Origin of the sequence: Streptomyces sp. NPDC001822 (assembly GCF_042892135.1) — a bacterium.
Classification (GTDB): domain Bacteria; phylum Actinomycetota; class Actinomycetes; order Streptomycetales; family Streptomycetaceae; genus Streptomyces.
Window position 1 is genome coordinate 39788 of record NZ_JBIATW010000022.1, and the last position, 25552, is coordinate 65339.

Here is a 25552-nt window from a genome sequence, read left to right on the forward strand (position 1 = left end):
GAGGAAACCATGAACGACATCACGCACGCGACCGAGACCACTCCGCCGGCACCGGCGGACCTCAGCATCTCCCCCAGCGAACGGGAGGCCGACCCCGCCGGCCGAACCGGGGGTGACCGAACCGCCGCCGACCCGGTGCTCGCCGACTTCGACGGCTGGGTCCGGCGAACCCCGGATGCGCCCGCTGTCGACGACCTCGGGCGGACCTGGTCCTACGCGCAGCTGGACGCGGCGGCCGACACCATCGCCGACGCGCTGCGGCCGCGCGTACGTCCCGGCGACGTCGTGGGCATGTGCCTGGGGCACTCCGCCCTCATCGCCGCGGCCACGATCGCGCTGGCGCGGCTGGGCGCCGTCGAGGTACTGCTCGGGTCACGGCCCCCCGCCACCCGGCTGCTCGCGCTCGCTGACGCGGTGCGCCTCACGCTCGTCCTCGGGGATCCCGGGGAGGCGCTGCCCTTCGACACCACCACCGTCGGGGTGCCCGGCCCCGAAGCCTCCGAGGAGACGCTGGAGGTCGGGGCGCCCGCACGGACCACCTCGGCGCGACCGCTCCCGGCGGGCGCCCGGTACGCCGTCCTCACCTCGGGCTCGACCGGAGTCCCCAAGGTCGTCCTCGTCGGCGCCGCGTCCCTCGCCCGTGTTGTCGCTTGGTACCGGGACCGTGCGGGCCTGGGCACCGGTGCACGGCAGGGCCTGTTCATGCACACCGCGTTCGACGCGCACTTCATGGAGCTGTGGTCCGCGCTGTCCTCCGGCGCCACCCTCGTCGTGGCGCCGCAGGAGGCGCGCAGCGACGCGGCCGCGGTCACGGACTGGTGGACGCGAGCGGGCGTGACGGCTGCTCTGCTGCCCGCACCGCTGGCTGAGACCGTGCTCGACCGGCCCTGGCCGGAGGGCGTGCCGCTGAGGTATCTGTGCATCGGCGGCGACCGGTTGCGGCGCTGGCCGGGAAGCGATGTCACCGCACGGGTGGACAATGTGTACGGGCCGACGGAGACCACGATCGCCACCACCTTCCACCCTCTCGACCAGGCGGAAGCGGGCACCGTGGAGGCACCGCCGATCGGCCGGCCGCTCGGCGGTGCGATCGCCTACGTAACCGATGCCGACGGGGCGCTCGTGCCCCGGGGTACGCCGGGCGAACTGCGCATCGGCGGACCGGTCCTGGCGCTGGGCTACCTCGACGAGGAACTCACAGCCCTGAAGTTCCCGCCCGCTCCGGCGATGACGGGGGACACCGGGCGTGTCTACCGCAGCGGCGACAGGGTCGTGATGCGTGCGGACGGGGTCCTGGAGTTCCTCGGCCGCATGGACAACCAGATGAAGATCAGCGGGGTGCGCATCGAACCCGCTGAGATCGAGGGGGCGCTGGAACGCGACCCGGGTGTGAGCAGGGCTGTCGTCGCCTCCCGCGGCGGGGACAAGATCCTGGCGTTCGTCCTGCCCACGCCGGGCACCGCACTGCACGGGCCCGCCCTTCTCGCCCAGGCCGCACGGTGGCTGCCCGAGCAGGTCGTCCCCACCCGGGTGCGGATGGTCGACACCCTGCCGTACGACGCCAACGGCAAGGTGGACCGCGAGGCCCTGCTGGCCGAGGACGAACTGCGAACCGGCGCCGAAACGGGCGCGGCCACCGATCTCGATGACGGCGCCACCACGGAGGAGGAAAGAGCCGTACTGGGGCACTGCCGCACGATCCTCGACAACCCCGCGCTCGGTCTGGACGACAACTTCTCCCTCGCCGGCGGCGCCTCCATCGACGTGGCACGGCTGCTCACGGCGCTGGAACGGGACAGTGGAGTCAGGCTCCGCGCCTCCCAGGTGATGCGACAGCCGGACCTGCGCGCCATCGCGGCCCTGCTCGGCACGGGCACGCCCGAAGGCGTCGGCGTCTGAGACGCCCGGGACCGCCGTGGCCCGGAACGGAAAGGGCCACGGCGGCCCGGCGTCCTCACCCACCCGCTGTCATCTCCCTGCGGCGGCCCATCGCGGAACCGTGGGAGCGGCGTCCGCGCCTGCCACACGATTACTCAGGAGAGCACCGTGAGTGAAACTGCAGCGAACAGCACCGAACACGACGACGTGTGGTTCACCTGGAACGCCACGACGGACGCGGAGGCGCCGGCCGAGGCGTACTCGGGGATCCTTTTCGACGAGACTCTGCGCGACGGCCTCCAGGCCCCGCACATCCGCCAACTGAATGTGGATCAGAAGCGATCCTTCGTGGACCACATGGTCCGCTCGGGCATCCGCGCCGCAGATCTCGGTTTCCCCGGCTCGAACGCGGCGGCGGCACGGGAGTGCACCGAACTCGCGCGGCACATCGCCGCCAACGGCCTCGATCTGGTTCCGGGCTATGCGGGCCGCACGCATCCCTCGGACATCAACGCGATCTGCGAGGTGGGTCAGCGGGCGGGAATCGCTGTGGAGGCGTACGCCTTCATCGGCGTCAGCCCCATCCGCCAGTACGTCGAGGGCTGGGACGTCAACGTGATCCGGCGGACCATCCGGCAGTCCGCGGAGGAGTGCCGGCGTGGCGGTGCGGAGTTCGTCCTCGTGCTGGAGGACGCGGTCCGGTGCACGCCCGAGGTCCTGACCGCCGTCTACGACGTGGCCGTGGAGACCGGGACGCGACGGCTGACCCTCTGCGACACCGTGGGTGCCGCCGTTCCTGGCGGAACCGCGGGGCTCATCCGCTGGACGCAACAGTACTTCGTCGACTGCGGACACCCCATGGCCCTCGAATGGCACGGGCACAACGACCGCGGCCTGGCCCTCGTCAACTCGCTGACAGCGCTCGCCCTGGGCTGCACCCGGGTGCACGGCACGATCCTGGGAATCGGTGAACGCGCGGGCAACGCCTCCCTCGATCAGCTCATGGTCAACAACCACCTGGACGGGCACCACACCTACGACCTGACGGCCCTGCGCGAGTACTGCGAGTACGCGGCTCCGTTGCTCGGCGTCGACATCCCGCAGAACTACCCCGCCATGGGACGCGACGTCTTCAGGACCAGCGCCGGCGTGCACGCCTCCGCGATCCTCAAGGCCCACACGAAGGGCAGCGTCATGCTCAAGGACGGTGTCTACGCGGGTGTCCCCGCCGGCCTGCTCGGCCGTGAGCAGGAGGTACTCGTCGACGCGGCCTCGGGCACGAGCAACGTCAAGTACTGGCTCACCGTGCACGGCTACCCCACGGACGACTCCAGCCTGATCAAGGAGGTGCTGGAGCGTGCGAAGAACAGTTCCGCGCCCCTGACCGATGACGAGATAGGTGAGATCATTGCGACCGCTGTCTGAAACGACCGGGACCGCTGACCGGCAGACCATCAGGCTGCACGGTGACGTCCTGGTCATCACGGAGGACCCGGAGCTCCTGGGCGCCCAACTCGACGGCAGCGGCGTCCGGACGCCCGCCGAGTTGCTGCGCGAACCGCTCAGGGACAACATCTCCACGGACGAGATCATCCCCGGGTGGTGCTGCTACTGGTACGACGAGAAGCTGGGCGACTACTCCTACCTGGGCCTGCGGGACCGGAAGTTCGGCGAGGGCGCGGTGAAGCGGTTCGCACCGCAGATCATCGTCAGCGGCGAGGCCAAGGGATGCGGCTCGTCCCGGGAGCACGCCGTGTACGCGGAGAAGTACGCCGGGGTGCAACTCGTCTTCGCGCGTTCCTTCGAGCGGATCTACCAGCAGAACTGTCGCAACGTCGGCATCATCACCTGCGACGACTTCGACGTCCTGACCGCCCTGCTGGACGGTCAGGAACTCCCGCTCGAGGCATTCACCCGCAGCGCCAACCACGTCGAGCGCGCCATCATCGACCTCGGCGGCCTGTTCGGGTTCAACCGGCTGCACAGGGGCGGGCCGGGCTCCGCGATCCGTACCGCGTTCGACGGCGGCAGGCCCCTCAACATCGTGGAGAAGATCGTCCAGAGCCGGCTGTCGTCCCGAAACCCGCTGCCCGCCGACGCGAGCGTGCGGATCGGCGAGTCCTACTTCGTGGAGACCGATGTCAGGTTCTCGCACGAGTACGTCACGCCCATGGCCGCGGGCATGTTCGAGCAGCAGTTCGGCGAAGGGGCGGAGCTCACCGACCCGGGCTCCTGCTACTTCTTCCAGGACCACCTCTCCCTGGCCGACCAAGTGCTGTCCGGGCGCCCGCGCGGCCTCGAACTCATCGAACGCGTCCAGGGCCTCGGCCGGCGGCAGCAGGAGTTCGCCTCGCTGAGCAAGGGGCACTTCGTCGGGCCGTCGGCCACCGGTGGCAGCCGCGCCATCTGTCACAACTACATCCTGGAGCACGTGGCCAGGCCCGGTGACGTCATCATCGGCACGGACAGCCACACCTGCACGGCGGGTGCCGTCGGCGCCTTCGCGTTCGGAGTCGGTGCGACCGACATCGCGAACGCCTGGTACAGCCGGGAGATCCTGGTGAAGGTACCGGCCGTCATCAGGATCAACCTGCTGGGACGGCTCGGTGAGGGGGTGTGCGCGAAGGACCTCATGCTCACCCTGCTGGCGCACCCGATGATCGAGGGGAGCCAGACGCTGGGCAAGGTGCTGCTGTTCACCGGGCCCGGTTGCGACGGGATGAACATGGACGAGCGCGCGACCCTGTGCAACATGGCGGTGGAGGCCGGTGGCATGACAGCCCTGTTCGAGCCCGATCCGGTGACCCAGGAGCACCTGTCCCACCGTCAGGAGGCGTCCCGTGAGTCGGGCGCGTGGGACCTGGCATCGGACGAGAGTGCCTCGTACAGCGCGGTCGTGGACATCACCCTGGACACGGTGCAGCCGATGGTGGCGCTTCCCGGCGACCCGAGGAACTCCGTCCCGCTTTCCTCCGTCGACAGCCATGTCAAGGTCGACAAGGTCTACGGTGGGTCCTGCACCGGCGGCAAGGCCCACGACATGGACATGTACGCGAGCGTCTTCGAGCTGGCGCGCTCCCGCGGTCTGGCCGTCCCCGCGGGGGTGCAGGCGTACATCCAGGTCGGCAGCGAGTCCGTCATGCGGTACGCGACCGAACGCGGCTACATCTCCTTGTTCGAGGAGGTCGGCGTTCAGGTGCTGCCGCCCTCCTGCGGCGCGTGCATCAACGCCGGCCCGGGTGTGTCCGAGACCCCGGACGAGGTCACCGTCAGCGCTCAGAACCGAAACTTCCCAGGCCGTTCCGGACCGGGACGCGTCTACCTCGCCTCGCCCTACGTCGTGGCCGCCACGGCCATCGCCGGACACCTGAGTTCCGTCGACGCCATGCTGGGAACGGGGGCCCGTTCATGAAGATCGCGGTGATTCCCGGCGACGGGATCGGCAAGGAAGTCGTCCCGGCAACCCTGCCCGCGCTGACGTTGCTCAGCGAAGCGTTCGACCTGGGCCTGTCCTACGAGGTCTTCGACTGGGGAGCCGACCGATGGCTGGCCAGCGGTGTCGGCCTGCCCACCGGAGCGGCGGAACGCCTCGGCCGGGACTACGCAGCCGTCTTCCTCGGGGCGCTCGGGGACCCGCGTATCCCGGACATGGCGCACGGCCGCGATATTCTCCTGGGCCTGCGCAGGGGCCTCGACCTGTACGTCAACTACCGGCCGATCGAGCTGGAGCACGGCGTCATCGACCTGTTCCGCGAGAACACCCAAGGCCTGTACGCGGGCGTCGGCGGCTCGGTCAGCCGGTTCGGAGCGGTCACGGTGGCGATCGACGAGTGCGTGTACACGAGGAGCACCATCGAGGGCTTCGTCCGTTACTGCCTGGGCCGACTGCGCGAGAAGGGCCGCCGCAAGGTGACCCTGGTCCACAAGTCCAACGCGGTGCCGAACACCGGACGGCTGTGGCAGGAGGTGTTCCGACAGGAACTCGAAGCGTTCCCCGAACTGGTGGGCTCCGAGGAGTACGTGGACTCGTTCTGCTACAACCTGGTCAGGGACCCGAAGCCCTACGAGGGCGTCCTGGCCTCCAACCTCTTCGGCGACATCATCAGCGACATCGGTGCGGCCCTGATGGGAGGGCTCGGGCTCGCGTCGAGCGCGAGCATCTGCCCGGAGACGAACGCCGCGCTCTTCGAACCCGTCCACGGCAGCGCCCCTGACATCGCCGGGAAGGGGACGGCCAACCCGTACGCGGCGGCGATGTCCCTGGCGATGCTGCTCGACCACCTCGGTCACGGCACTGCCGCCGGGCTGCTCCGCACCTGCACCCAGGTGGCCGCGACGGGAGACGGGGCAACACCCGACCTCGGCGGAGGGGGAACCACGGAGCGGTTCATGGGGGAGGTCATGTCACTCATCGAGCAGCGGCTGCCCGATGCCGGACCGATCGCCCGCCCCTGAGTCCCGTCCCGGCCGCGGCCGGGCACCGGGTTCCCACGACCGGGCGGCCATTGATGCCGTCACCGCCCCTTCCGCGTGACCTACCCGGCGCGCTCACAGACCTGCCGGGCGGTCCCTCCCTCGGCCGGCCCGCCGCTGGACGACCGGGGCCTGCCGTCTCCGGTCGGTCCCGCCCGCGGCGTGTTACCCGGCCGCGGGCGGGACCGCGCCGAGTGGGGTAGCCGGCCGTCGCGAATCGCGCGGCCGGCTACGGCGCGGCGTACGCGTGAGCGCCGACGCGGCCGCGCCCGTCGAAGAGCGTCGGTGCGTGACTCGACGACGAGCCGCAGGGCCACGGCCGTAAGCCCGGTGCCCAACACGGAGGAAGCGCCGGCGGCCCACAGCGCTGTGAACCGCCCACCGCTGTCGCGTCCCCGTCATGCTCCCTTGCGTTCGTAGTGCGGCTCCCGACCGCCCGGCGGACGCCGGGACCGCCGGAGCCGCAACGGCTGCCCGTCCGTCCTGACACCCGTCGGAGCGCACACCGCGGACGGGACCGGGGACTTGGGCGTCGCGGTCGACAACTCGGCGGCGTAGTCGCACAGCAGGGGATTCATGCGGTAGTGGCCGTGCCCGCTCCGGGTCAGGAGGGACGCCCCCCTGAGCTCGGAGAGGAGGTCGTCCGCCGCGGCGCCGGGCACATCGAGCAGAAGGCCGACGTCGGCCGGTGTGATGGGAGTGTCGCGGTAGGGCGCGAGCAGGGGGAACAGGCGGGTCGCTACGTCCGAGAGCGCCTCGTAGGACGCCGCGAAGGCCTTCCGCAGATCACTCGCCATGTCCTGGTCGAGCCGGAAGGCGGTCAGCCCCCCGGCTGCGTCGTCGAGACTCCGGGCGAGGACTTCCAGCGGCAGGCCGGCGCCGTCGCTCGCCCTTGCGGCCACGACGGCCAAGGCGAGCGGAAGGCGGCCGCAGCGGGCAGCGATCCTGTCGAGGAGGCGGGGTGAGTCCGCACGACCACGCTCACCGAGCCGTTCAGCGAGAAATTCCCGTGCCTCGGCGGGGGTGAACTCGCTCAGCAGGACGCGCCGCACGCCGTGCGTCACCACGAGCCCTCCGGCCTGGATGCGGCTGGTCACGAGGATGGCGCTGCCGGGGGAGCCCGGCAACAGCACGCGGATCTGCTCCGTGTCACAGGCGTTCTCCAGGAGGAGGAGCAGACGCCTGCCGGCGAGCAGGGAGCGGTACAGCGCGGCGCGTTCCTCGGTCTCCGAGGGGATCGCCAGGGCCGGCACCCCCAGACCGGTCAGCAGCCGTCTCAGCGCCTCCGCGGTGGACACGGCGGAACCTCGCGAGCCTGGTCCACCCAGGTCGAGGTAGACCTGTCCGTCTGGAAAACGGGAGGCGAGAAGGTGCGCACAGTGGACAGCGAGCGTGCTCTTGCCGACACCCGGCATGCCCTCGATGACCAACGCAGGCGTGCCCTCCTGCACAGTGTCGACGACGTGGTCGATCATCTCCCGGCGTCCTGTCACGGCCGCGGCCTTGGGCAGTTGCGCCGGTGGCGGGGGCTGGAAGGACGGCTCGGCGGGCGGGGTTGGCGCCCCGGCGGAATGGGATGTCGACGGGGCTGAGATCTCTTCCTGCGCCGCCATCAGCGACTCGTCGCGGTCGAGGATGCGCTGCTGTGTCAGGCACAGCCGCGGTGACGGGTCCACGCCGAGCTGCTCACTCAGCAGTTTCCTGGTGTCGCTGAAGACGGTCAGCGCGTCTGCCTGCCTGTTCGCGCGGTACAGGCAGGTCATGAGTAATTCGCGCAGGCCTTCGTCCAGAGGGTACTCGGCCGTCAACTCGTAGAGTTCGGCAGCGACCTCGTGGTCCGCACCGAGAGCCATCCTGCACCGCAGCAGAGCGATCCGGGTTGCCAGGTGCAGCTCGTCGAGAGACCTCCGTTTGGATTCGGCGAAGGGACCCGGCACCCCGGCCAGCGGTTCGCCCTGCCATAACCCGAGGCCTTCCTTGTAGTGGGAGGCGGCTTTCTGGGCGTCACCAGACAACCTCTCGGATTCTGCGGACGAAACGCACCTACGAAACCTGTCGAGATCGACGATATCGTTGTCGACGTTCAGTGCGTAAGCACTGTCGGGAGTTCTGGAAATGTCTATACCAGTAGTTCTCAGTGCTTTACGCAGCAGATACACGTGGGTCCGGACGGTTTCAAAGGCGGTTCGCGGTGGATCGTCGCCCCATAGAGCCTCGCTGAGTTTCCGAGTGGTGAGTGCCCGGCCATCGGTAAGGAGTAGCGCAGCGAAGATCGCCCGCTGTTTCGGACTACCTATCCCTATCTCGGTTCCCGCGTGACGGAAAACAAGCGGACCCAAGACGCTGACGGTGAACAAAGCAACCTGCCCAGGTGCAGAAGTTAGTGATAACCGGAAGGCGACGCGGGCGCTCGGTACGTCCCCCGTCCACCGCATGGGAGCCATCCACGGTCTGCCCGCTTTTTGAATGGACGGCAACGCTGTGTTTCGAAGGAAGTCCGGCAGCTGACGCCCGTGGTGGTGGTTGCGGCGGCCCTAGGTCGGAGATGCGCTGTGTGGGTGAATCCCGGTGCGAGTCCACCCGCCGGTGAGCGCCGGCCGGACGACGCGTCGCGCCTGCGGCAACGGCCCCCGCCCGGGACTCAGGCGGCAGCGATGTGTGAGGCCGTCCGATGAACGCCGTCGAAGTCCGCGCTCTGCGGCGCGGGTGCAGCGCGCCGCAGTCTGCTGTGCCACGGGGCTGGGGTGCGCAAGAGACCTGCGGGTGTCCGGTGCTCGGATCCGGAGGTATCGACGGTGCGATACAGGGGGCCTGTGCCCGGGGTGGTGCCCGGCCGCCAGGGACATGCCGACCGGCGAAGTGCTGCGATCGAGGTGTCGATCCGCCGGCGGAGCTGCAACCCGTCAGTGGGGCCGGTGGAGGCGGGTGGGGCCTTCGCAGCGCAGGAAGCGGAAGCGGAGAGGAGTTCGTTCCCCACGCTCACCACCGTCCTTTCGTCGATCGGCGACACGCGGCCACGGAAGGCCACTGCTTGATTTCGGTGACCACGTCCTGAGGACGAGAGGAGCATCGCAGCTATATGACAAGCCAGTCAAGTAGTAAGTCAAGATGCCCGAATGGCGATACTTTGTTCGAGTGGATAAGCTCGCATGGTTAAGAATTGAACCAGCCATTCCAACTGATGAGGAAGATGAACAACCAGCGATTTCCTGTCGGGTGCGGAGTTGAACAACATGCGAAGAATTTACCCAGGGGATGGCCACCGTCCGAGTCCGGGCGATGCGAACCGGTGCGGGGGGTCGCCGGTGGGGTGCGCTTTGGATCCCGACTCGGTGGATGAAGGGTGATGCGTCGCGTGTCGCCGTCCGCTCCGACGTGCGCGCCGAACGGGATGACCGTCTGGGGGTCGGTGTGGCCCAGGTCGATGTCGAACACGGCCGGGATGCGCGGCGTTGTAACGGCTGAGGACCGGCAATACGACAGCACGTTGTTCCGGGCGTAAGCGTGTGCGCTGTGATGGCCCGGGCGGCCGGCCGATAGACCAGCTTTTCGCTCACGCCATTCTTCGCCTACAGCGACAACACCCGTCTACCGGCCCATCTATGGAATGTGGGAATTGTCGGCCACCGCGGCGGCTCGGTGATGAATGACTTCGGGCGACCGGGGGCCGTGCATGCTGCAGGCGCTGAACGGCTCCAACAGTGCGCCGGTCGTGCGCGTCTCGCGTCCCACGGCTCAGCCATCAGGCGATCGAGCACGTTGTGGACGTTGGTGCCGCGGGTGTCATGGTGCCCAAGGTCGACAAGGTCGGGACGCCGCCGCAGCGGTGGCAGGCCGCCGGCCCCCGCGCACGGAGCAGTGGCCTGAACCCGGTACACGCCTCCGGCTACTTCGTGGATGTTCCGGTTCACGTGATGAGCTTCAACACGGCCACCGTGTGCATGGTGAAGATCGAGTCGGTTGCCGCGGTGGTCGATGTGGATGCGACCGCAGGCGCAGCAGGCCTGGACGTATCGTTCAGCCCCCACATAAACGGGAAGGCAATCGAGCGCACAGCCGACCGCCGCCACACCGGCAGGTCATGCGCTCAACAAACATCGGACTCCTCCGAGCCGCGGACGCACCATTCTTCAGGCAGTACTGGAGGGGGCCGGCCCGCTCGGATGGGGTTTTCGCTGAATCGGCAGGGCATCATCACCACAATGATGACAATTCCTCGCCACAGTGAGTCATGATAGGTTTGACAGCTCTCAGGCCAGATCGGCTTGATTCGGGGGAAGGTCCGCTGAGAAGCGCATGACACCACGACCCAATTTCTGGGGCGCATAGCAGATCTTGCTGCCCTCGAAGTCTGTCAAGTGGGGAGTCGCAGTGAAGGACGATGAGTCGCTGGGATCACGGATTCGGCGCCTTCGCAGAGCCGCTGGACTCTCGCAGGAAGCTCTCGCCCGCCCTGATTTGTCACCGAGCTACGTCTCGCTCCTCGAAGCGGGTAAGCGCATTCCATCGGAAAACGTACTGGCGCAACTTGCCGAACGGCTCGGCTGCGACGTCGCTCAGCTGGTCGGCCCGTCCGCGAAACCCGCCCGCGTCCGCCTCGAGGTGGAGGTGCACTATGCACAACTCGTCCTGCGCAACGGCGACGCCGCGGCAGCCTTCGAGGCCTTCAGTAACCTGCGCCCCGAGGTGCTCGCGCCCGAGTGTCGAGACCTTCTGTTCGCCGTCGAGCTGGGCATCGCGCAGTCGTTGGAGCACCGGGGCGATCTCGAGGAGGCCGCGACAGGCTTCGAGGCCCTCCGTCGTCTCTGCGTCACGGAGGGGCGAACCGCAGAGGAGCAGCTGAGCGTGGTCATGTCGCTGTGCCGTTGCTATCGAGAGCTGGGGAACCTGTCCCACGCCATAGACGTCGCGGAGGACGCTCTCGCCAGGACCGCAGAGCTCCCGCCCACCGTCGCGTACCTGGAATTGATGTCCACGCTGATCGGTGTCTACTGCGAACGCGGCGACCTCCACCGCGCCGCCTTCCTCGCCACTCAGGCGATGAGCCGCGCCGAGGTGGTGACGGACCGTAGAGCTCTGGGTGGCGTCTACTGGAACGCCGGCGCTGTCCTGCACCGTCAGGGGCGTTCCTTCGAGGCGCTGCCCCTCATCAAGAAGGCCGTCGCCATTTTCGCGGAAGGGGATGATGAGCGAGCACTCGCCCGGGTCCGCAACGCGCAGGCGACCGTGCTCCTGCAGTCGGACGACCCCGACCCCGAAGCGGCCAAGGTGCTCCTGGAGCAGAGTGCCACGACACTCCGCGCTGTCGGGAGCAATGTCGACGTCGCTTATGTGGAGACCGCCCTCGCCCGGGCAGACGTGATGCTCGGCCGGCCGGAAGATGCCGTCAGGCATGCGGAACGTGCATTGAGTCTGCTGGGACCGGAGCATCGCCTCGAGAGCGCGAGGGTCCACCTCGTCCTTGCCGCCGCGCACGTGCTGCGCGACGACCGCGAGGCGGTACAGGCTGCCTATGAGCGTGGTGCTCTGCTGCTGGAGGCGTCGGAGGCGGGCCGACAGGCCGCATTCGCCTGGTCCGAGCTCGCCGAGATCCTGGAGCAGAGCGGTGAAAGCGAGCGAGCTGTCTGGGCCTATCGGCAGGGTATGCGGCTCATGGGCCACCGCAGCAGCCTGATCTCCACCCAAAACCATCGGAAGAGCAGCCAGAAGTAGGAGCACTCCGCCCCGAAGCGTCCCACAAGATCTCTTGTGGGACGCTTTGCGCTGCTTCCTGCTTTGCGCTGCTTCCCGGCGGGTCGACCCGCCGACAGGCCGTACTGGATTCTTCTTAGCGACGAGAGTCCCTCAGCAACACAGGGGGAGATCGCCATCGACGTGATTGCCGGCAATCACGCCATGCGATCCCGCCCCCACTGTCCCGGCCGGGCGGCCGGCCATGAAGAGGGCGACGGCGACAAGTAAGAGGGCAGTAATCGTGCGCACGGAAGACACCTCTCGGTAGTTGCGACCTTCTGTCGCAAAGCTCAACGGCAGTGATCTTCGCAGCACATGACTTGCGCAGTCAATAATTGAAATACGAGCTCGAAAAGATGCTTTTGACCATTTTCATGGCATTGATGGGCGAGCGTATGTGTATTTATGTCCAATTAAAATGCACTGGGCGATCTGATCGCAAATTTTTTGTTATAGTCACCTGTCAGATTTCAGTCACTAATCAGACGAGGAAGTCAAGAGCGTGACGGACATCCAGAAGGTTTCAGATGCGATGGCGGCCCGCGGCTATCGTTGGCAGTTGCCCTCGACTCTCGTGCCACCCGCACGAGCCGGACTGTTCGCCGATCACGTCACCCCCTCCTGGATCGATCCACTCCTCGCCCCGCTGTCACGCGCGCGAGGAGGCGTTCAAGCGGTGCGCTGGTCCATTACGTTCCGTCACTGGGACGCTGTTCCAACAGCCATGACCCCCACGGCGCAGCGCGTGCTGAGTGCTCTCTGGGCAGGACCGCGCCCCCTCCACGTGCCGGTCGGGGATGTAGCCATGGCGCTCGCCAGCGCGGGAGTGGACTCCGACGGACTTGCCTTCGTCGTGTCGTCATCACCCGCGGGCGCGGAGTCCCTGCTCGGAGCGCTCGGGGACCTTGATATCGATGCCCGTCGAATCGGTTCCGGTGGGAACACTGCGGCAATGATGCGCAGCGCCTTGCTGGCCGACGGTCCACACATGAGCATCGAGTTCCCGGTCGGCCCTCCGTGCGGCAGCAACTGCCGCCCGGGATGCCGATGCGGCCGCTACCGCGTGCTGGCGCATTTGCGTTTCAATCCACGATCCCAGCCGCGCTCCTTGCTGGAGATCGCCGTTCTGGAAAGCGAACTTCTCGGTGCCGTGCAGGGCACGCGTGAGCCGTACGGTGTCCATCGCTGCGAGGCTCTCGTGCAAAGTGTTCGTGACGCGTTGCCGGCGAAGGGCGGTCAGGCGGCGCGAGCCCAACGTGTCCGGCTCGTCGTCGATCGCCTGTTCACCGCCGCACTGCTGATCAGATCCGGCTTCGAGCCCGGCCCTCGCGGCACCGCTTATGTGGTGCGCCGGTTACTGAGAAGCGTGGGAACCGAACTGGCCCTCACGGGTGTGCCGTTGATCCACCTCGACAGCCTCATGCAAGTGGCGGACGGCTCCGTGCGCACCACCTTGGGTCTCGCATCGCTCACCGGTGCGATGTCCGCCCTCGTGCGTGAGGAGCGAGAGCGCTTCGCGTACCTGCTCGCCAGAGCACCGACCCTTCTCCGCAGCCGAGTGATTCCTTCTCAACGTCCTGCCGAGCGTGCCCACGCGTTACTGCAGTTGAGAAACGAGCATGGCGTCCCTCTCGGCATCGCTGTGGAGTGGTGCAAGCAGAACGACTTCGCCGTGTCGCTATGGCATGTGGCGCTCCTTCAGGAACTTCCCAAGAGGTAGTAACGGTGCATCCCGGCTGCCCGGTGCGCCATGTGTATGCGATCGCAACGGAGTGGCATCCGGACACTACGTGTCAGTAGTGGTGGAAGGGGAGGCTGCCGGCCCTGCGTCGACGGACCGCCCACCGGCGAGCGTGGTGAACACCTGCACCTGTAAGCCCGCCTTGGCCGAGGCCGGCGTCATCCCGCCCCGTACTCCTCGCCGGCGATCACCCTCGGTTACTATGCTCACTTCATGCGGGAAGCTGGCAGCAAGGGGCGCGGCACCATCGACGGTCTGCTTGGGGAGCGGGGGGACCGGCTCGCCGGCCGAAACTCCCCAGATTCTCCCCAGCGCGGTTGACCCGTGATTCCTGCCTCAACGCTCCGCAGAAGTCGTCCATGGATTGTAAGGCTGAAGAGATGGGTGGCCTGGGAAAGTGTTGAAAGAGGTAGTAGCGACCCGCTATGTCACGCCTTTGCGTGAGGGTGGATCGCTCCCCGGGATCGTCGAGGCCGACGACCTGGGCACGTACGTCATGAAGTTCACCGGAGCGGGCCAGGGCCGCAAGACCCTCGTCGCCGAGGTCATCTGCGGGGAGCTCGGCAGGCGGCTGGGGCTGCGTGTGCCCGAGCTGGTGACCATCCAGCTCGACCCCGTCATCGGGCTCGCGGAGCCGGACCAGGAGGTGCAGGAGCTCCTCAAGGCCAGTGGCGGCCTCAACCTCGGGATGGACTACCTCCCGGGCTCACTGGGTTTCGACCCGCTCGCCTACGAGGTGGACCCGGTCGAAGCCGGGCGCATCGTCTGGTTCGACGCACTGATCAACAACGTCGACCGCTCGTGGCGCAACCCGAACATGCTCGTCTGGCACGGCGACGTGTGGCTCATCGACCACGGCGCCACCATGATCTGGCACCACAACTGGCCGGGCGCGCAGGCCTCCGCGGCCAAGCCGTACAACGCCTCCGACCACGTCCTGGCCGCCTTCTCCCCTGACATCGCGTCCGCCGCCGCCGAACTCGCGCCCCTCGTCACGGAAGGGCTGCTCACCGAGGTGATCGCCCAGGTCCCCGACGAATGGCTGGCCGGCGAGCCCGGCTTCGGGACGACGGACGAGCTGCGGCGCGCCTATGCGGAGCCCCTGCTGGCCCGCGCCGCCGGCATCCACGAGCGGATCACCGTGGGGGAGCCGACCCCGGTGCAGCCCTCGCGGGCCCCCGGCTGGCTCACCGAGCACGCGGCCCCCTGGCCGCATCCCACGAAGAAGGACCGCGACGCTCAGGCGGCCGCAGGACGCGACAGCAAGGACGGCGGCCGATGAGTCAGCGCGATGTCTTCGAGTACGCGGTCCTGCGGGTCGTCCCACGCGTCGAGCGCGGCGAGTGCTTCAACGCGGGGGTACTGGTGTACTGCCGTGCCAAGTCCTTCGTGGCGGCGCGGACCCTCCTGGACGAGAGCAAGCTCAGGGCCCTGGACCCGCAGGCCGACGTGGTCGGCGTGCGAGCCGCCCTGCGCGCGGTGGAAGGGGTCTGCGGAGGCGGCCGAGCCGCAGGTCAGGCCGCCGAGGACGACGCCGGACGCCGCTTCCGCTGGCTCATCGCACCACGCTCCACGGTCGTCCAGCCGGGTGTCGTGCACAGCGGTCTGACCACGGACCCGGCGGCCGAGGTGGAGCGGCTGCTCGATCTGCTGGTCCGTTGACGCGGGGTGCGGGGCGGCGCTTGGTGCGCGGCCGGCGGGAGTGCAGTCCGGTGTGACATGCGCCCGTGCCCCCGTGTGCCGTTGACACCGGGTGCCGGGGCTTCTAGCGTCTCGTCTGCTGAAGGTACTAAGCGGTTGCTCAGTTATCGGGAACTTCCTGACGTCCGCTGAGCCGCGATCCAAGGGCGAGGAGAACCAAGCATGTCCACCACCGAGCAGCGCGTCGCCATCGTGACGGGAGCGGCGCGGGGCATCGGCGCCGCCACCGCCGTACGCCTGGCGGCCGAGGGCCGTGCCGTCGCCGTACTCGACCTCGACGAGGCCGCGTGCAAGGACACGGTCGAGAAGATCACCGAGGCCGGGGGCAAGGCCCTCGCCGTCGGCTGCGATGTGTCGGACAGCGCGCAGGTGGAGGCCGCCGTCGCGCGCGTGGCCGCCGAGCTCGGCGCTCCGACCATCCTGGTGAACAACGCGGGTGTGCTCCGCGACAACCTGCTCTTCAAGATGAGCGAGTCCGACTGGGACCTCGTCATGAACGTCCACCTCAAGGGCGCGTTCCTGATGGCGAAGGCCGTCCAGGCGCACATGGTGGAGGCCAAGTTCGGCCGGATCGTCTCGTTGTCCTCCTCGTCCGCGCTGGGCAACCGCGGCCAGGCCAACTACTCCGCGGTCAAGGCCGGCCTCCAGGGCTTCACCAAGACGCTCGCCAAGGAGCTCGGCAAGTTCGGCGTCACCGCCAACGCCGTGGCGCCCGGCTTCATCGTCACCGAGATGACCGCGCAGACCGCCGCCCGGGTCGGCATGGGCTTCGAGGAGTTCCAGGCAGCCGCCGCCACCCAGATCCCCGTCCAGCGCGTCGGGCACCCCGAGGACATCGCCAACGCCATCGCGTTCTTCACGGGTGACGCCGCGGGCTTCGTGTCCGGACAGGTCATGTACGTCGCCGGCGGACCGCTCAACTGATCCCGGAAGGGCAACGGACACCATGACTGTGCAGGACAGTGGCAAGGTCGCGCTCATCACGGGCGCGAGCCGGGGCATCGGCTACGGCGTCGCCGAGGCGTTCGTCGCCCGGGGTGACCGGGTCGTCATCACCGGACGCGGCGAGGACGCGCTGAAGGAGGCCGTCGAGAGGCTCGGCGCCGACCGGGCGGTGGGCGTGGCCGGCAAGGCTCACGACGAGGCTCACCAGGTGGCGGCCGTCGAGCGTGCCATGGAGGCGTTCGGCCGGGTCGACTTCCTGGTCAACAACGCCGGAACGAACCCCGTGTTCGGGCCGATGGCCGAGCTCGACCTCGACGTGGCGCGCAAGGTCTACGAGACGAACGTGATCTCGGCCCTCGGGTTCGCCCAGCAGACGTGGAAGGCCTGGCAGAAGGACAAGGGCGGCGCCATCGTCAACATCGCCTCCGTCGCCGGTGTCTCGGCGTCGCCGTTCATCGGCGCCTACGGGATGAGCAAGGCGGCCATGGTCAACCTGACCCTCCAGCTGGCGCACGAGTTCGCCCCGGTCGTACGGGTCAACGCGATCGCCCCGGCCGTGGTGAAGACCAAGTTCGCCCAAGCCCTCTACGAGGGCCGTGAGGCGGAGGCGGCGGCCGCCTACCCGCTCGGCCGGCTCGGTGTGCCCGAGGACATCGGCGGGGCCGCCGCGTTCCTCACGTCCGCGCAGTCCGACTGGGTCACGGGCCAGACGCTCGTGGTCGACGGCGGCATTTTCCTGAATGCCGGCGTCGCCTGAGGGAAGCCTGGGCCGGTTTGGCCCTGATTGACTCAAGTGCCCCGCCGGGCCAACGGATTGATCCGGCGGGGCGCTGCGGTATGGTCTGCCGACCCAAAGGCCGATCGAGGAGCGTGCGCGTGTTCTACCGGGCCAGTCTGCAGGCCGCTGCGGCTTTCGCTTCCCTGTCCGTCCTCGCCGGTTGCGGCCTGTTGTCGGACAGCGCTTCCGAGACGGACCAGCAGATATCCGTCGGGACGACGAGCTCGCCCTCGACCCTCGATCCGGCGGCCGCCTGGGACGGTTCCTGGGAACTGATGAGGAACGTCTTCCAGACCCTGGTCAGCTTCCCGACCGGCAGCACCAGCCCCGAGCCGGACGCCGCGGAGTCGTGCGGGTTCACCGATTCCACGAGCATGGCCTACAGCTGCACCCTGAAGCCCGGCCTGAAATTCTCCAACGGTGAGAAGGTCGACGCGAACGCCGTCAAGTACTCGATCGATCGTATCAAAAAGATCAAGGTCAAGGGTGGCCCGGCGGGCCTGCTCGGTTCGCTCGACCGGGTGGAGGCCCAGGGCGACGAGACGGTCGTCTTCCACCTCGGCAAGGCGGACGCTACCTTCCCCTTCATCCTCGCGACTCCCGCGATGTCGCTCGTCGCGCCCGGCGACTACCCCGCCGACAGGATCCGCGACGACGGGAAGGTCACCGGATCGGGGCCGTACGTCCTGGAGTCGTACGAGCCGGGCAACAGGGCCGAGCTGACGAAGAACCCCGGCTACAAGGGCTTCGCCGACCGCAAGAACACCGCTGTCACGATCCGCTACTTCAAGGACTCCGCCCCCATGGTGGAGGCCCTGAAGGACAAGGAGATCGACGCCACCTACCGCGGCCTGACCGCCGAGGAGGTCGTCGGCCTCGAGGACAACAAGAAGGACAACGACGGTCTCCAGATCGTCGAGACGGTCGGCGCCGACATCCGCTTCCTGGTGTTCAACCCCAAGGACCCGGCTGTCGGGGAGCTTCCCGTCAGGCGCGCGATCGCGCAGCTCGTGGACCGCGACGCCCTCGTCGCCAAGGTCTACCGGGGCACCGCGGAACCGCTCTACTCCATGGTCCCCAAGGGGATCGCCGGTCACACCACCAGCTTCTTCGACTCCTTCGGCGACCCGGACCCGGCCAAGGCCGAGAAGATCCTCACCGACGCCGGCATCACCGAGCCGGTCGAGCTGACCCTGTGGTTCACCACGGACCGCTACGGCTCCTCGACCGCCCCCGAGTTCGCCGAGCTCAAGCGGCAGCTCGAAGCGTCCGGCCTGTTCCGGATCAAGCTGAGGAGCGCGCCCTGGACGACCTTCCAGGAGGGCTTCAACAAGGGCGACTACCCGGTCTTCGGGCGGGGCTGGTTCCCCGACTTCCCGGACCCGGACAACTTCATCGCCCCGTTCGTGGGACAGGACAGCGTCACCGGAACCCCCTACGTCACCGACGAGATCACTCGGGAACTGCTGCCGTCCTCCCGAAAGGAGAGCAACCGCGGTTCCGTCTCCCAGCAGTTCAAGCGGGCACAGGAGATCCTCGTGGAGGACGTCCGGCTGCTCCCGCTGTGGCAGGGCAAGCTCTACGTCGCGGCGGGCGAGGACATCGGCGGCGGCGAGCGGGCGCTCGACCCGCAGACCGTCATGCAGATGTGGGAGCTGTACCGCAAGACCAGCTGGTGACCGGGCGGAAGCGGGCTCGGAGGGGCGCTGTCAGTGGTGCCCGGTAGGTTCTGTGGTCAAGAACCGATTGCTTACCGGAGGTTGTGGACGTGACCGACACCGACCTGCTGCCCGAGTCCTGGCGCGGCGTCCTCGGCGAAGAGCTGCAGAAGCCCTACTTCAAGGAGCTCATGGACTTCGTCGAGGAGGAGCGGGCCGCCGGGCCGGTGTACCCGCCGCGGGATCAGGTCTTCGCCGCGCTCGAGGCCACACCGTACGACCGGGTCAAGGTGCTGGTCCTCGGGCAGGACCCCTACCACGGCGAGGGCCAGGGGCACGGGCTGTGCTTCTCGGTGCGGCCGGGCGTCAGGACACCCCCCTCGCTCCGCAACATCTACAAGGAGATGAACGACGAGCTCGGCCTGCCGATCCCGGACAACGGCTATCTCATGCCGTGGGCCGAGCAGGGCGTGCTCCTGCTCAACGCGGTGCTGACGGTCCGCGCCGGCGAGGCGAACTCGCACAAGGCCAAGGGCTGGGAGAAGTTCACCGACGCCGTGATCCGGGCGGTGGCCGAGCGGCCCGACCCGGCGGTCTTCGTCCTCTGGGGCAACTACGCGCAGAAGAAGATCCCCCTGATCGACCAGGAGCGCCATGTGGTGGTGAAGGGTGCGCACCCCTCGCCGCTCTCGGCCAAGAAGTGGTTCGGTTCCCGTCCCTTCACGCAGATCGACGAGGCCGTGGCCGCCCAGGGGCACGAGCCCATCGACTGGCGCATCCCTGACCTGGGCCTTCAGGCGACCCGGCCGACGGCTCGGGCCCGCGCCTGAGCGCTATTGCGCACGGCTGCGGTTAGCGTTCGACCGACCGGAACAGGCCGGACGCCGACCAGGGAGACCTCTGACGTGGAGCAGCGGGACGTGCGGGCGGACCCCGTCATGACCAGGATCGGCCAGGCGATCATGCTGCTTCACGCGGGGGACAGGGAAGAGGCACGCAACCGCTTCGGCACCCTCTGGTCGGAGCTCGGGGAGTGCGGGGACGCCCTGCACCGCTGCACGCTCGCCCACTACATGGCCGACACGCAGGACGATCCCGGCGACGAGCTCGCCTGGGACCTGAGGGCGCTGACCGCAGCCGAGGGCATGGCGGACGGAGCCGCAGGAGAAGCGGCCGGCAAAGGTGACGGGACGGGCGCGCCCCAGCAGCGCCGGGACGCGTCGGCGGTCCGGACGTTCCTTCCCTCCCTGCACCTCAACCTGGCCGCGGACTACCTGAAGCTCCAGCGCTTCGAGGCTGCGCGGACCCATCTGGACCTGGCCTGGGACGCCGTCGGCGTGCTGGAGGACGACGGTTACGGCGACGCGGTCCGCGCGGCGATCGGCCGCCTGGAGCGGCGGATGCGGGGGACGCCCGTGGGGGAGTGACGGACCCCGCCCGCGGGCCCGGACGTCACTGCCCGGCGGCGCGGTCGATCGGTTCGCCTACGAGGTCGGCGTGGCCGTTGTGACGGGCGGATTCACGCGGGGCCGGTGTCGCCGCGCGGATTCGCGCAGGACCGGTCCCATGCGGATTCACGCGGGACCGGTCACCAGCATTCCCCGCAGCAGTTCGCCGCAGCCGACGGCCAGTTGGGCCTCCGTCGGCACGGCCCGGTGGTACGACCCGGCCGCGCAGGCGAACATCATCCCCTCGGCCCAGGCCACGACGGACAGGGCGTGGCGTTCCGGTTCACTCGACCCGGCGGCGGCCATCAGGGCGACCAGAGGTTCGCGGAACCGTCTGCCCGCCTCGTCGTAGAACTCCCGCAGCGCGGGCCGCCTGGTGGCCTCCAGGGCCAGCTCGTAGCGGCACACCAGCAGGGCGGTGCCGCCGGTCAGGTAGCGGTGCAGCGCGTGTGCGAGTCCCGCCGCCATGCGGTCGGGGCCACCGTCCGCGCTCAGTTCCCCGGGGTCGAGCACCCTGGCTTCGAGCTCCGCGAGCCGGCGCACGGCCGCCTCCAGCAGCGCCTCCCGGGTGCGCGCCTGATTCGACGTGGATCCCTGGGGGAGCCCGGCCCGCTCGTCCACGGCCCGGTGGGTGAGGCCCCTCATTCCGCGCTCCGCGAGCAGGGCCAGCGCGGCGTCGGCGATCAGGTCGGCGCGGGAGGGCCCGGAAGGGCGGGTGGTGCCTGCGGAAGCGGAGCGTGGGGGCATGGGGCCAATCTACCGCCGTCACTACACCTGTAGTACCTTGAGGTTGTTACTACAGGTGTAGTGAGCGGGAGGTTCGGTCATGGGGACGTCCAGAGCGGTGGTCGTCGGAAGCGGCATCGGAGGTCTGGCCGCCGCGGCGGCTCTGCACCGGAGCGGCTGGCAGGTCACCGTCCTCGAACGCGCCCCCTCTCTGGAACCCGTCGGGGCCGGCATCAGCCTCGCCCCCAACTCCCAGCGCGCACTGGACGTCATCGGCCTCGGCGACGAGGTCAGATCCCTCGCCGCCTGGCAGGGCGACGGAGGGATGCGCACTCCGTCCGGGCGCTGGCTCGCCCGCACGGACAGCGCCGCGGCCGCCGAGCGTTTCGGCGGCCCGCTGGTCCTGCTCCACCGGTCCGCCCTCATCGGTCTGCTCCGAGCCCGGCTCCCCGAGTCCGCCGTGCACACGGCCACGACGGCCGAGCTCGTCTCTGCCGGCCGCACGGACGGGAGGCGTGCCGTCGTCAGGACGTCCGGGGGCGACCTGGAGGCCGATCTCGTGGTCGGAGCCGACGGAATCGGCTCGGTGGTGCGCGGCACGCTCTTCCCGAGCCATCCGGGGCCCTCGTACAGCGGATTCACCACCTGGCGCGTCATCGCCCCCAGGCCCGGCCGGCCCTTCGCCTCGCACGAGACGTGGGGGCGTGGCGCGCTGTGGGGCAGCCACCCCATGAAGGACGGGCGGATCTACGCCTACGCCGCGGCCGCCGTCCCCGCCGGAGGGCGGGCCCCCGACGACGAGAAGGCGGAACTGCTCCGCAGGTACGGCGACTGGCACGACCCCATCCCCGGCATCATCGCCTCCGTCGGGCCCGGCGATGTGCTGCGCCACGACGTCCACCACCTGGCGGATCCGCTGCCGGCCTTCCACCGGGGCCGCGCCGTCCTCGTCGGCGACTCGGCGCACGCCATGGTGCCCTTCCTCGGACAGGGGGGTAACCAGGCCATCGAGGACGCCGTCGTGCTGGCCCACCACGCGGCACCGGACGGCGACCTGGGCGCGGGCCTCGCGGCCTACAGCGCGGCCAGGGTGCCGCGTACGACCGCCATCGTGCGCAAGGCGGCGCAGGTGTCCCGGCTGACGGGGCTCTCCGGCAGGCCCGCCGTCGCCCTCCGCGACGGACTGATGTCCGCGGTCTCCAGGCTGGGTCCCGGGCTGGTCCTCCGGACGTTCGACGGGATCGCCGACTGGCGGCCTCCGCAGCGCACGTATGCTGCCGGGACCAGGGACGGGCGGACGACGCGGCCGTGACGGGAACCTGGTCAAGGCGACAGGGAGAACCTCGTGAAGGTCGGCTGCATCGGGCTCGGAGACATCGCGAGGAAGGCGTACCTGCCGGTACTGACAGCCCTGCCCGGCGTCGAACTGCATCTGCAGACCCGCACCCCGGCCACGCTGGCGGACGTCGCCGCCGCACACCGCATCCCGGACGAGCGGTGCCACGAGGACCTCGGCGCACTCCTGGAGCATGGGCTGGACGCGGCCTTCGTGCACGCGTCGACCGCGGCGCACGCGGAGATCGTCGAGCGCCTCCTGGCCGCGGGCGTCCCCACCTACGTCGACAAGCCGCTGGCGTACGAACTCGCCGACTCCGAGAGGCTGGTGGCCTTGGCCGAGGAGCGCGGTGTCACGCTCGCCGTCGGCTTCAACCGCAGGCTCGCCCCGTCCTACGCCCAGTGCGCCGAGCACCCGCGTGAGCTGATCCTCCTGCAGAAGAACCGGGTGGGGCTGCCCGAGGATCCGCGCACCCTGGTGCTCGACGACTTCATCCACGTCGTCGACACCCTTCGCTTCCTGGCTCCGGGCCCCGTGACGGGCGTCGTCGTGCGGGCGCGGATCGTCGACGGGCTGATGCACCACGTGGTGCTGCAGCTGTCCGGCGACGGATTCACCGCCATCGGGATGATGAACCGGCTCAACGGGTCGACCGAGGAGATCCTCGAGGTCTCCGGCCAGGACTCCAAGCGGCAGGTGCTCAACCTCGCCGACGTCGTCGACCACAAGGGCCAGCCGACCCTGCGGCGCCGCGGCGACTGGGTGCCGGTCGCCCGTCAGCGCGGCATCGAGCAGTGCGTCCTGTCCTTCCTGGACGCGGTGCGGGCCGGCGAGGTGCTCAGTGCGCAGGACGCTCTGGAGACCCACCGGCTGTGCGAACGGGTGGTCCTGGACGCGCTGGAGCAGGCTTCCTGAGGAACCGCAGCCCGAGTACGCCGAAGAACACGGCCAGCACGGCCAGCGCGCCGTACACGGGCCAGGCGCCCAGCCGGACGAAGAGCGTGGTGCCCTGGGCGAGCGGCACGTCGAACACGGCCGCCTCGCTCGCGTCCGTACCGAGCGGGGCGCCCACCCGCTCACCCCGCGGGCCGTACACGGCGCTCACCCCGGTGAGCGTGGCGTGCACCATCGGACGGCCCGTCTCCGCCGCGCGCAGTGCTCCCAGCGAGGCGTGCTGCTCGGGAGCCCAGCTGTGCTGGAACGTCGAGGTCGAGGACTGGGCGACGAGCACCTCGGCGCCGTCCTCCACGAGCCGCCTGCTCATGTCGGGGAACGCGGTCTCGAAGCACACCAGCGGCCCCACCCGGAGCCCGTCCGGCAGGTCCATCACCACGGGGGCGGTGCCGCGCAGCCGGTCCTCGCCGGCGGCCTTGCCCACCGAGGTCGCCCAGCCCAGGAGGGAGCGGGCCGGGACGTACTCGCCGAACGGCACCAGGCGCATCTTGTCGTACCGGTCCCCGGTCGGACCGTCAGGGCCCACCAGCACCGCCGACTTGAAGATTCCGGTGCGCTCGGGGCCATCCGTGCGCCGGGCGTCCATGTTGACCAGGATGTCCGCGCCGACCTGACGCGACAGGGCGGTGACGCGGTCCGCCGTCTCCGGATGCCGTGAGAGGTCCACCGCCACGCTGCTCTCGCCCCACACCACGAGGTCCACGTCCCGGCCCGCGAGGCTCCGGGTCAGCTCCTCGCTGCGTGTGAAGCGCTGCCCGATGCTGCCGGGGCCGTCGACGACCCCCGGCTGCACGACGGCGATACGGACCGTGCCCTTCTCCTCGGGCCGCGGTGCCCACAGGGCCGTCGCTCCCACACCCAACGCACCCACGGCGACGCACACGGCGGCCGTCCGCCGGGCCGAGGGCACGGCGACCAGCAGCGCGACGGCCGTGTTCGCGGCGACCACACCGAGGCTGACCAGCCACACGCCGCCCACCGACGCGGTGCTGAGGGCGAACGGGACGTTCCACTGGCTGGCCCCCAGGAGGCCCCACGGCCCGCCGAGCCCCTCCCACGAGCGGACCAGTTCGATCATCAGCCAGCCGGACGGCACCACGACGACCGCGGCGAAGGACCTGCGCACGGACGGCGGTCCGCCGAGCAGCCGGGCCACCAGAACCCCCCAGGGAGCCCACAGCAGCCCGAGGAGGGCGGCGAGCACCACGATGAACACGTGCAGGCTCGGCATCAGCCAGTGGTGGACGGCGATGACGAAGCCCACCCCGCCGAGCCAGCCGTCGAGGGCGGCCCTCCGGCCCGTGCCCGCCGACCGGATCAGCAGCATCCACGGCACGAGCGCGACGTACGCGAACCACCAGAGGGACGGAGCAGGGAAGGCCAGGGCGGGGAGCGCACCGGCGCACAGTGCGACGGCTCCCCGTCCGACGCGCGAGCGCAGCAGACGTACGTGCGGCCGCACGTCCCCGTCGGCCGTCGCATCCGGAAGCCGCGTGCCCCGCATCGGCATGCCCTGTCCTCCTCGCCGGTCCTCCGCCTGATCCCAGTGTGCGCCAGAAGATCAGGAGCGCACAGGGGGAACGCCCCGGCGCCGGCCGGTCCGAGCCGGACGTGACGGGGTGATCAGGCGGTGGCGGCGGCCCCGGGGCCATGCCGCCACGTCTCTTCCATCGTGACCTTGTGTATCCGCCAGCCCGGGTCCGTGCGCCGAAGATCGAAGACGTACCGGCCGCCGGACATCGTCGTCGGCGCCGCCGTCCCCGTCCCCCCGCCTCCACGCGGGCTGAGGTAGTCCGCCCGCACACGCGCGAGGTCGCCCGGGTATCCGCCCAGGTCCTGGAGGTCCAAGCGCCGGTTGACGATCAGGTGCTGACGGACGGGGACGAGCCGCAAGGTGTCCTCCAGCCAGTGCACCGCCTCGCCCACCGGCCCTTCCCGCCCGCCCGCACCCCGGTGGTCGACGCGGCCGTCCGGCGTGAACAGGGCGCGGTACGCCTCCCACGCGCCGCCGTCCACCGCGGCGGCGTATTCGCTGATCACCGAGTCGATGGAGAGCCGGTCCATCACCGTCGCGAGAGCCACGCGCTGTGTCATCGCCCAAGTCTCGGCCAGTGGGGGCGGCACGCCAAGAGTCCTGCAGCGCCCCGACCGGACCGGAACCACGCGACGGGCGACGGCCGT

20 protein-coding genes are annotated in these 25552 nt (G+C 69.4%); 16 read left to right on the forward strand and 4 right to left on the reverse strand.

From position 1 onward, the window contains the following. Positions 1–9: 9 nt before the first annotated feature. The 4 genes from ACFYY2_RS32845 (at position 10) to ACFYY2_RS32860 (ending at position 6333) form a co-directional block, all read left to right on the forward strand. Positions 10–1899 carry a non-ribosomal peptide synthetase gene (locus ACFYY2_RS32845; protein ID WP_388749849.1) on the forward strand — a complete coding sequence of 630 codons (1890 nt, stop codon included), beginning with the start codon at positions 10–12 and terminating at the stop codon, positions 1897–1899. A 147-nt stretch (positions 1900–2046) separates the two neighbouring features. Next, positions 2047–3303, forward strand: coding sequence for a LeuA family protein (locus tag ACFYY2_RS32850; protein ID WP_388749852.1), 1257 nt, complete (start codon positions 2047–2049; stop codon positions 3301–3303). Continuing rightward, positions 3287–5290 carry an aconitase family protein gene (locus ACFYY2_RS32855; RefSeq protein WP_388749855.1) on the forward strand — a complete coding sequence of 668 codons (2004 nt, stop codon included), beginning with the start codon at positions 3287–3289 and terminating at the stop codon, positions 5288–5290. Before ACFYY2_RS32850 ends, ACFYY2_RS32855 begins: the two co-directional genes overlap by 17 nt. Continuing rightward, entirely contained in the window at positions 5287–6333 is a 1047-nt protein-coding gene (locus tag ACFYY2_RS32860) for an isocitrate/isopropylmalate dehydrogenase family protein (protein WP_388749858.1), read from the forward strand. The genes ACFYY2_RS32855 and ACFYY2_RS32860 overlap by 4 nt, the downstream gene beginning before the upstream one ends. Before the next feature lie 416 nt (positions 6334–6749). On the opposite strand, the gene ACFYY2_RS32865 is transcribed toward ACFYY2_RS32860, so the two are convergent. Further along, positions 6750–8795, reverse strand: coding sequence for a BTAD domain-containing putative transcriptional regulator (locus ACFYY2_RS32865; protein WP_388749861.1), 2046 nt, complete (start codon positions 8793–8795; stop codon positions 6750–6752). Between the two features lie 1341 nt (positions 8796–10136). Between ACFYY2_RS32865 and ACFYY2_RS32870 the strand changes: the two genes are divergently transcribed. The 10 genes from ACFYY2_RS32870 to ACFYY2_RS32915 all read left to right on the forward strand — a co-directional run bounded on the left by ACFYY2_RS32870 (position 10137) and on the right by ACFYY2_RS32915 (position 20334). After that, complete coding sequence (locus tag ACFYY2_RS32870) at positions 10137–10586, forward strand: hypothetical protein (RefSeq protein ID WP_388749864.1); 450 nt, start codon at positions 10137–10139, stop codon at positions 10584–10586. Positions 10587–10722: 136 nt separating this feature from the next. Further along, the gene (locus ACFYY2_RS32875) at positions 10723–12063 is read left to right on the forward strand and encodes a helix-turn-helix domain-containing protein (RefSeq protein WP_388749867.1); all 1341 of its coding nucleotides are present in this window, start codon (positions 10723–10725) and stop codon (positions 12061–12063) included. A 523-nt stretch (positions 12064–12586) separates the two neighbouring features. Next, positions 12587–13804, forward strand: a complete 1218-nt coding sequence (locus tag ACFYY2_RS32880; RefSeq protein ID WP_388749870.1) for an alanine--tRNA ligase-related protein — start codon at positions 12587–12589, stop codon at positions 13802–13804. Positions 13805–14222: 418 nt separating this feature from the next. Further along, complete coding sequence (locus ACFYY2_RS32885) at positions 14223–15107, forward strand: HipA family kinase (RefSeq protein WP_388749873.1); 885 nt, start codon at positions 14223–14225, stop codon at positions 15105–15107. Then, entirely contained in the window at positions 15104–15487 is a 384-nt protein-coding gene (locus ACFYY2_RS32890) for a DUF3037 domain-containing protein (RefSeq protein WP_388749876.1), read from the forward strand. Before ACFYY2_RS32885 ends, ACFYY2_RS32890 begins: the two co-directional genes overlap by 4 nt. Positions 15488–15688: 201 nt before the next feature. Further along, complete coding sequence (gene fabG, locus ACFYY2_RS32895) at positions 15689–16450, forward strand: 3-oxoacyl-ACP reductase FabG (RefSeq protein WP_327120831.1); 762 nt, start codon at positions 15689–15691, stop codon at positions 16448–16450. Between the two features lie 22 nt (positions 16451–16472). Next, positions 16473–17228, forward strand: coding sequence for an SDR family oxidoreductase (locus tag ACFYY2_RS32900; protein ID WP_388749879.1), 756 nt, complete (start codon positions 16473–16475; stop codon positions 17226–17228). Positions 17229–17347: 119 nt separating this feature from the next. Continuing rightward, the gene (locus tag ACFYY2_RS32905) at positions 17348–18928 is read left to right on the forward strand and encodes an ABC transporter substrate-binding protein (protein ID WP_388749882.1); all 1581 of its coding nucleotides are present in this window, start codon (positions 17348–17350) and stop codon (positions 18926–18928) included. Between the two features lie 89 nt (positions 18929–19017). Then, positions 19018–19737, forward strand: coding sequence for a uracil-DNA glycosylase (ung, locus tag ACFYY2_RS32910; RefSeq protein WP_388749885.1), 720 nt, complete (start codon positions 19018–19020; stop codon positions 19735–19737). 75 nt (positions 19738–19812) lie between these two features. Beyond that, positions 19813–20334, forward strand: a complete 522-nt coding sequence (locus ACFYY2_RS32915) for a hypothetical protein (protein ID WP_388749887.1) — start codon at positions 19813–19815, stop codon at positions 20332–20334. Between the two features lie 147 nt (positions 20335–20481). Here the strand turns inward: ACFYY2_RS32915 and ACFYY2_RS32920 are convergent, their stop codons facing one another. Then, complete coding sequence (locus ACFYY2_RS32920) at positions 20482–21102, reverse strand: TetR/AcrR family transcriptional regulator (RefSeq protein ID WP_388749890.1); 621 nt, start codon at positions 21100–21102, stop codon at positions 20482–20484. Between the two features lie 79 nt (positions 21103–21181). Between ACFYY2_RS32920 and ACFYY2_RS32925 the strand changes: the two genes are divergently transcribed. Next, positions 21182–22393 carry an FAD-dependent monooxygenase gene (locus ACFYY2_RS32925; protein WP_388749893.1) on the forward strand — a complete coding sequence of 404 codons (1212 nt, stop codon included), beginning with the start codon at positions 21182–21184 and terminating at the stop codon, positions 22391–22393. Positions 22394–22426: 33 nt separating this feature from the next. Beyond that, positions 22427–23332 carry a Gfo/Idh/MocA family protein gene (locus ACFYY2_RS32930; protein ID WP_388749896.1) on the forward strand — a complete coding sequence of 302 codons (906 nt, stop codon included), beginning with the start codon at positions 22427–22429 and terminating at the stop codon, positions 23330–23332. On the opposite strand, the gene lnt is transcribed toward ACFYY2_RS32930, so the two are convergent. Both lnt and ACFYY2_RS32940 read right to left on the reverse strand, forming a co-directional pair. Next, entirely contained in the window at positions 23256–24881 is a 1626-nt protein-coding gene (lnt, locus tag ACFYY2_RS32935; protein WP_388749898.1) for an apolipoprotein N-acyltransferase, read from the reverse strand. The two genes, ACFYY2_RS32930 and lnt, sit on opposite strands and share 77 nt — an antisense overlap. A 113-nt stretch (positions 24882–24994) precedes the next feature. Next, positions 24995–25465, reverse strand: coding sequence for a nuclear transport factor 2 family protein (locus ACFYY2_RS32940; RefSeq protein ID WP_388749901.1), 471 nt, complete (start codon positions 25463–25465; stop codon positions 24995–24997). Positions 25466–25552: the final 87 nt, after the last annotated feature.

Coding starts and splice junctions, on each gene's coding strand:
- ACFYY2_RS32900 (WP_388749879.1), top strand. CDS start 16,473: ATGACTGTGCAGGACAGTGGCAAGGTCGCGCTCATCACGGGCGCGAGC.
- lnt (WP_388749898.1), bottom strand. CDS start 24,881: ATGCCGATGCGGGGCACGCGGCTTCCGGATGCGACGGCCGACGGGGAC.
- ACFYY2_RS32920 (WP_388749890.1), bottom strand. CDS start 21,102: ATGCCCCCACGCTCCGCTTCCGCAGGCACCACCCGCCCTTCCGGGCCC.
- ACFYY2_RS32845 (WP_388749849.1), top strand. CDS start 10: ATGAACGACATCACGCACGCGACCGAGACCACTCCGCCGGCACCGGCG.
- ACFYY2_RS32925 (WP_388749893.1), top strand. CDS start 21,182: ATGGGGACGTCCAGAGCGGTGGTCGTCGGAAGCGGCATCGGAGGTCTG.
- ACFYY2_RS32890 (WP_388749876.1), top strand. CDS start 15,104: ATGAGTCAGCGCGATGTCTTCGAGTACGCGGTCCTGCGGGTCGTCCCA.
- ACFYY2_RS32860 (WP_388749858.1), top strand. CDS start 5,287: ATGAAGATCGCGGTGATTCCCGGCGACGGGATCGGCAAGGAAGTCGTC.
- ACFYY2_RS32940 (WP_388749901.1), bottom strand. CDS start 25,465: ATGACACAGCGCGTGGCTCTCGCGACGGTGATGGACCGGCTCTCCATC.
- ACFYY2_RS32865 (WP_388749861.1), bottom strand. CDS start 8,795: ATGGCTCCCATGCGGTGGACGGGGGACGTACCGAGCGCCCGCGTCGCC.
- ACFYY2_RS32870 (WP_388749864.1), top strand. CDS start 10,137: ATGGTGCCCAAGGTCGACAAGGTCGGGACGCCGCCGCAGCGGTGGCAG.
- fabG (WP_327120831.1), top strand. CDS start 15,689: ATGTCCACCACCGAGCAGCGCGTCGCCATCGTGACGGGAGCGGCGCGG.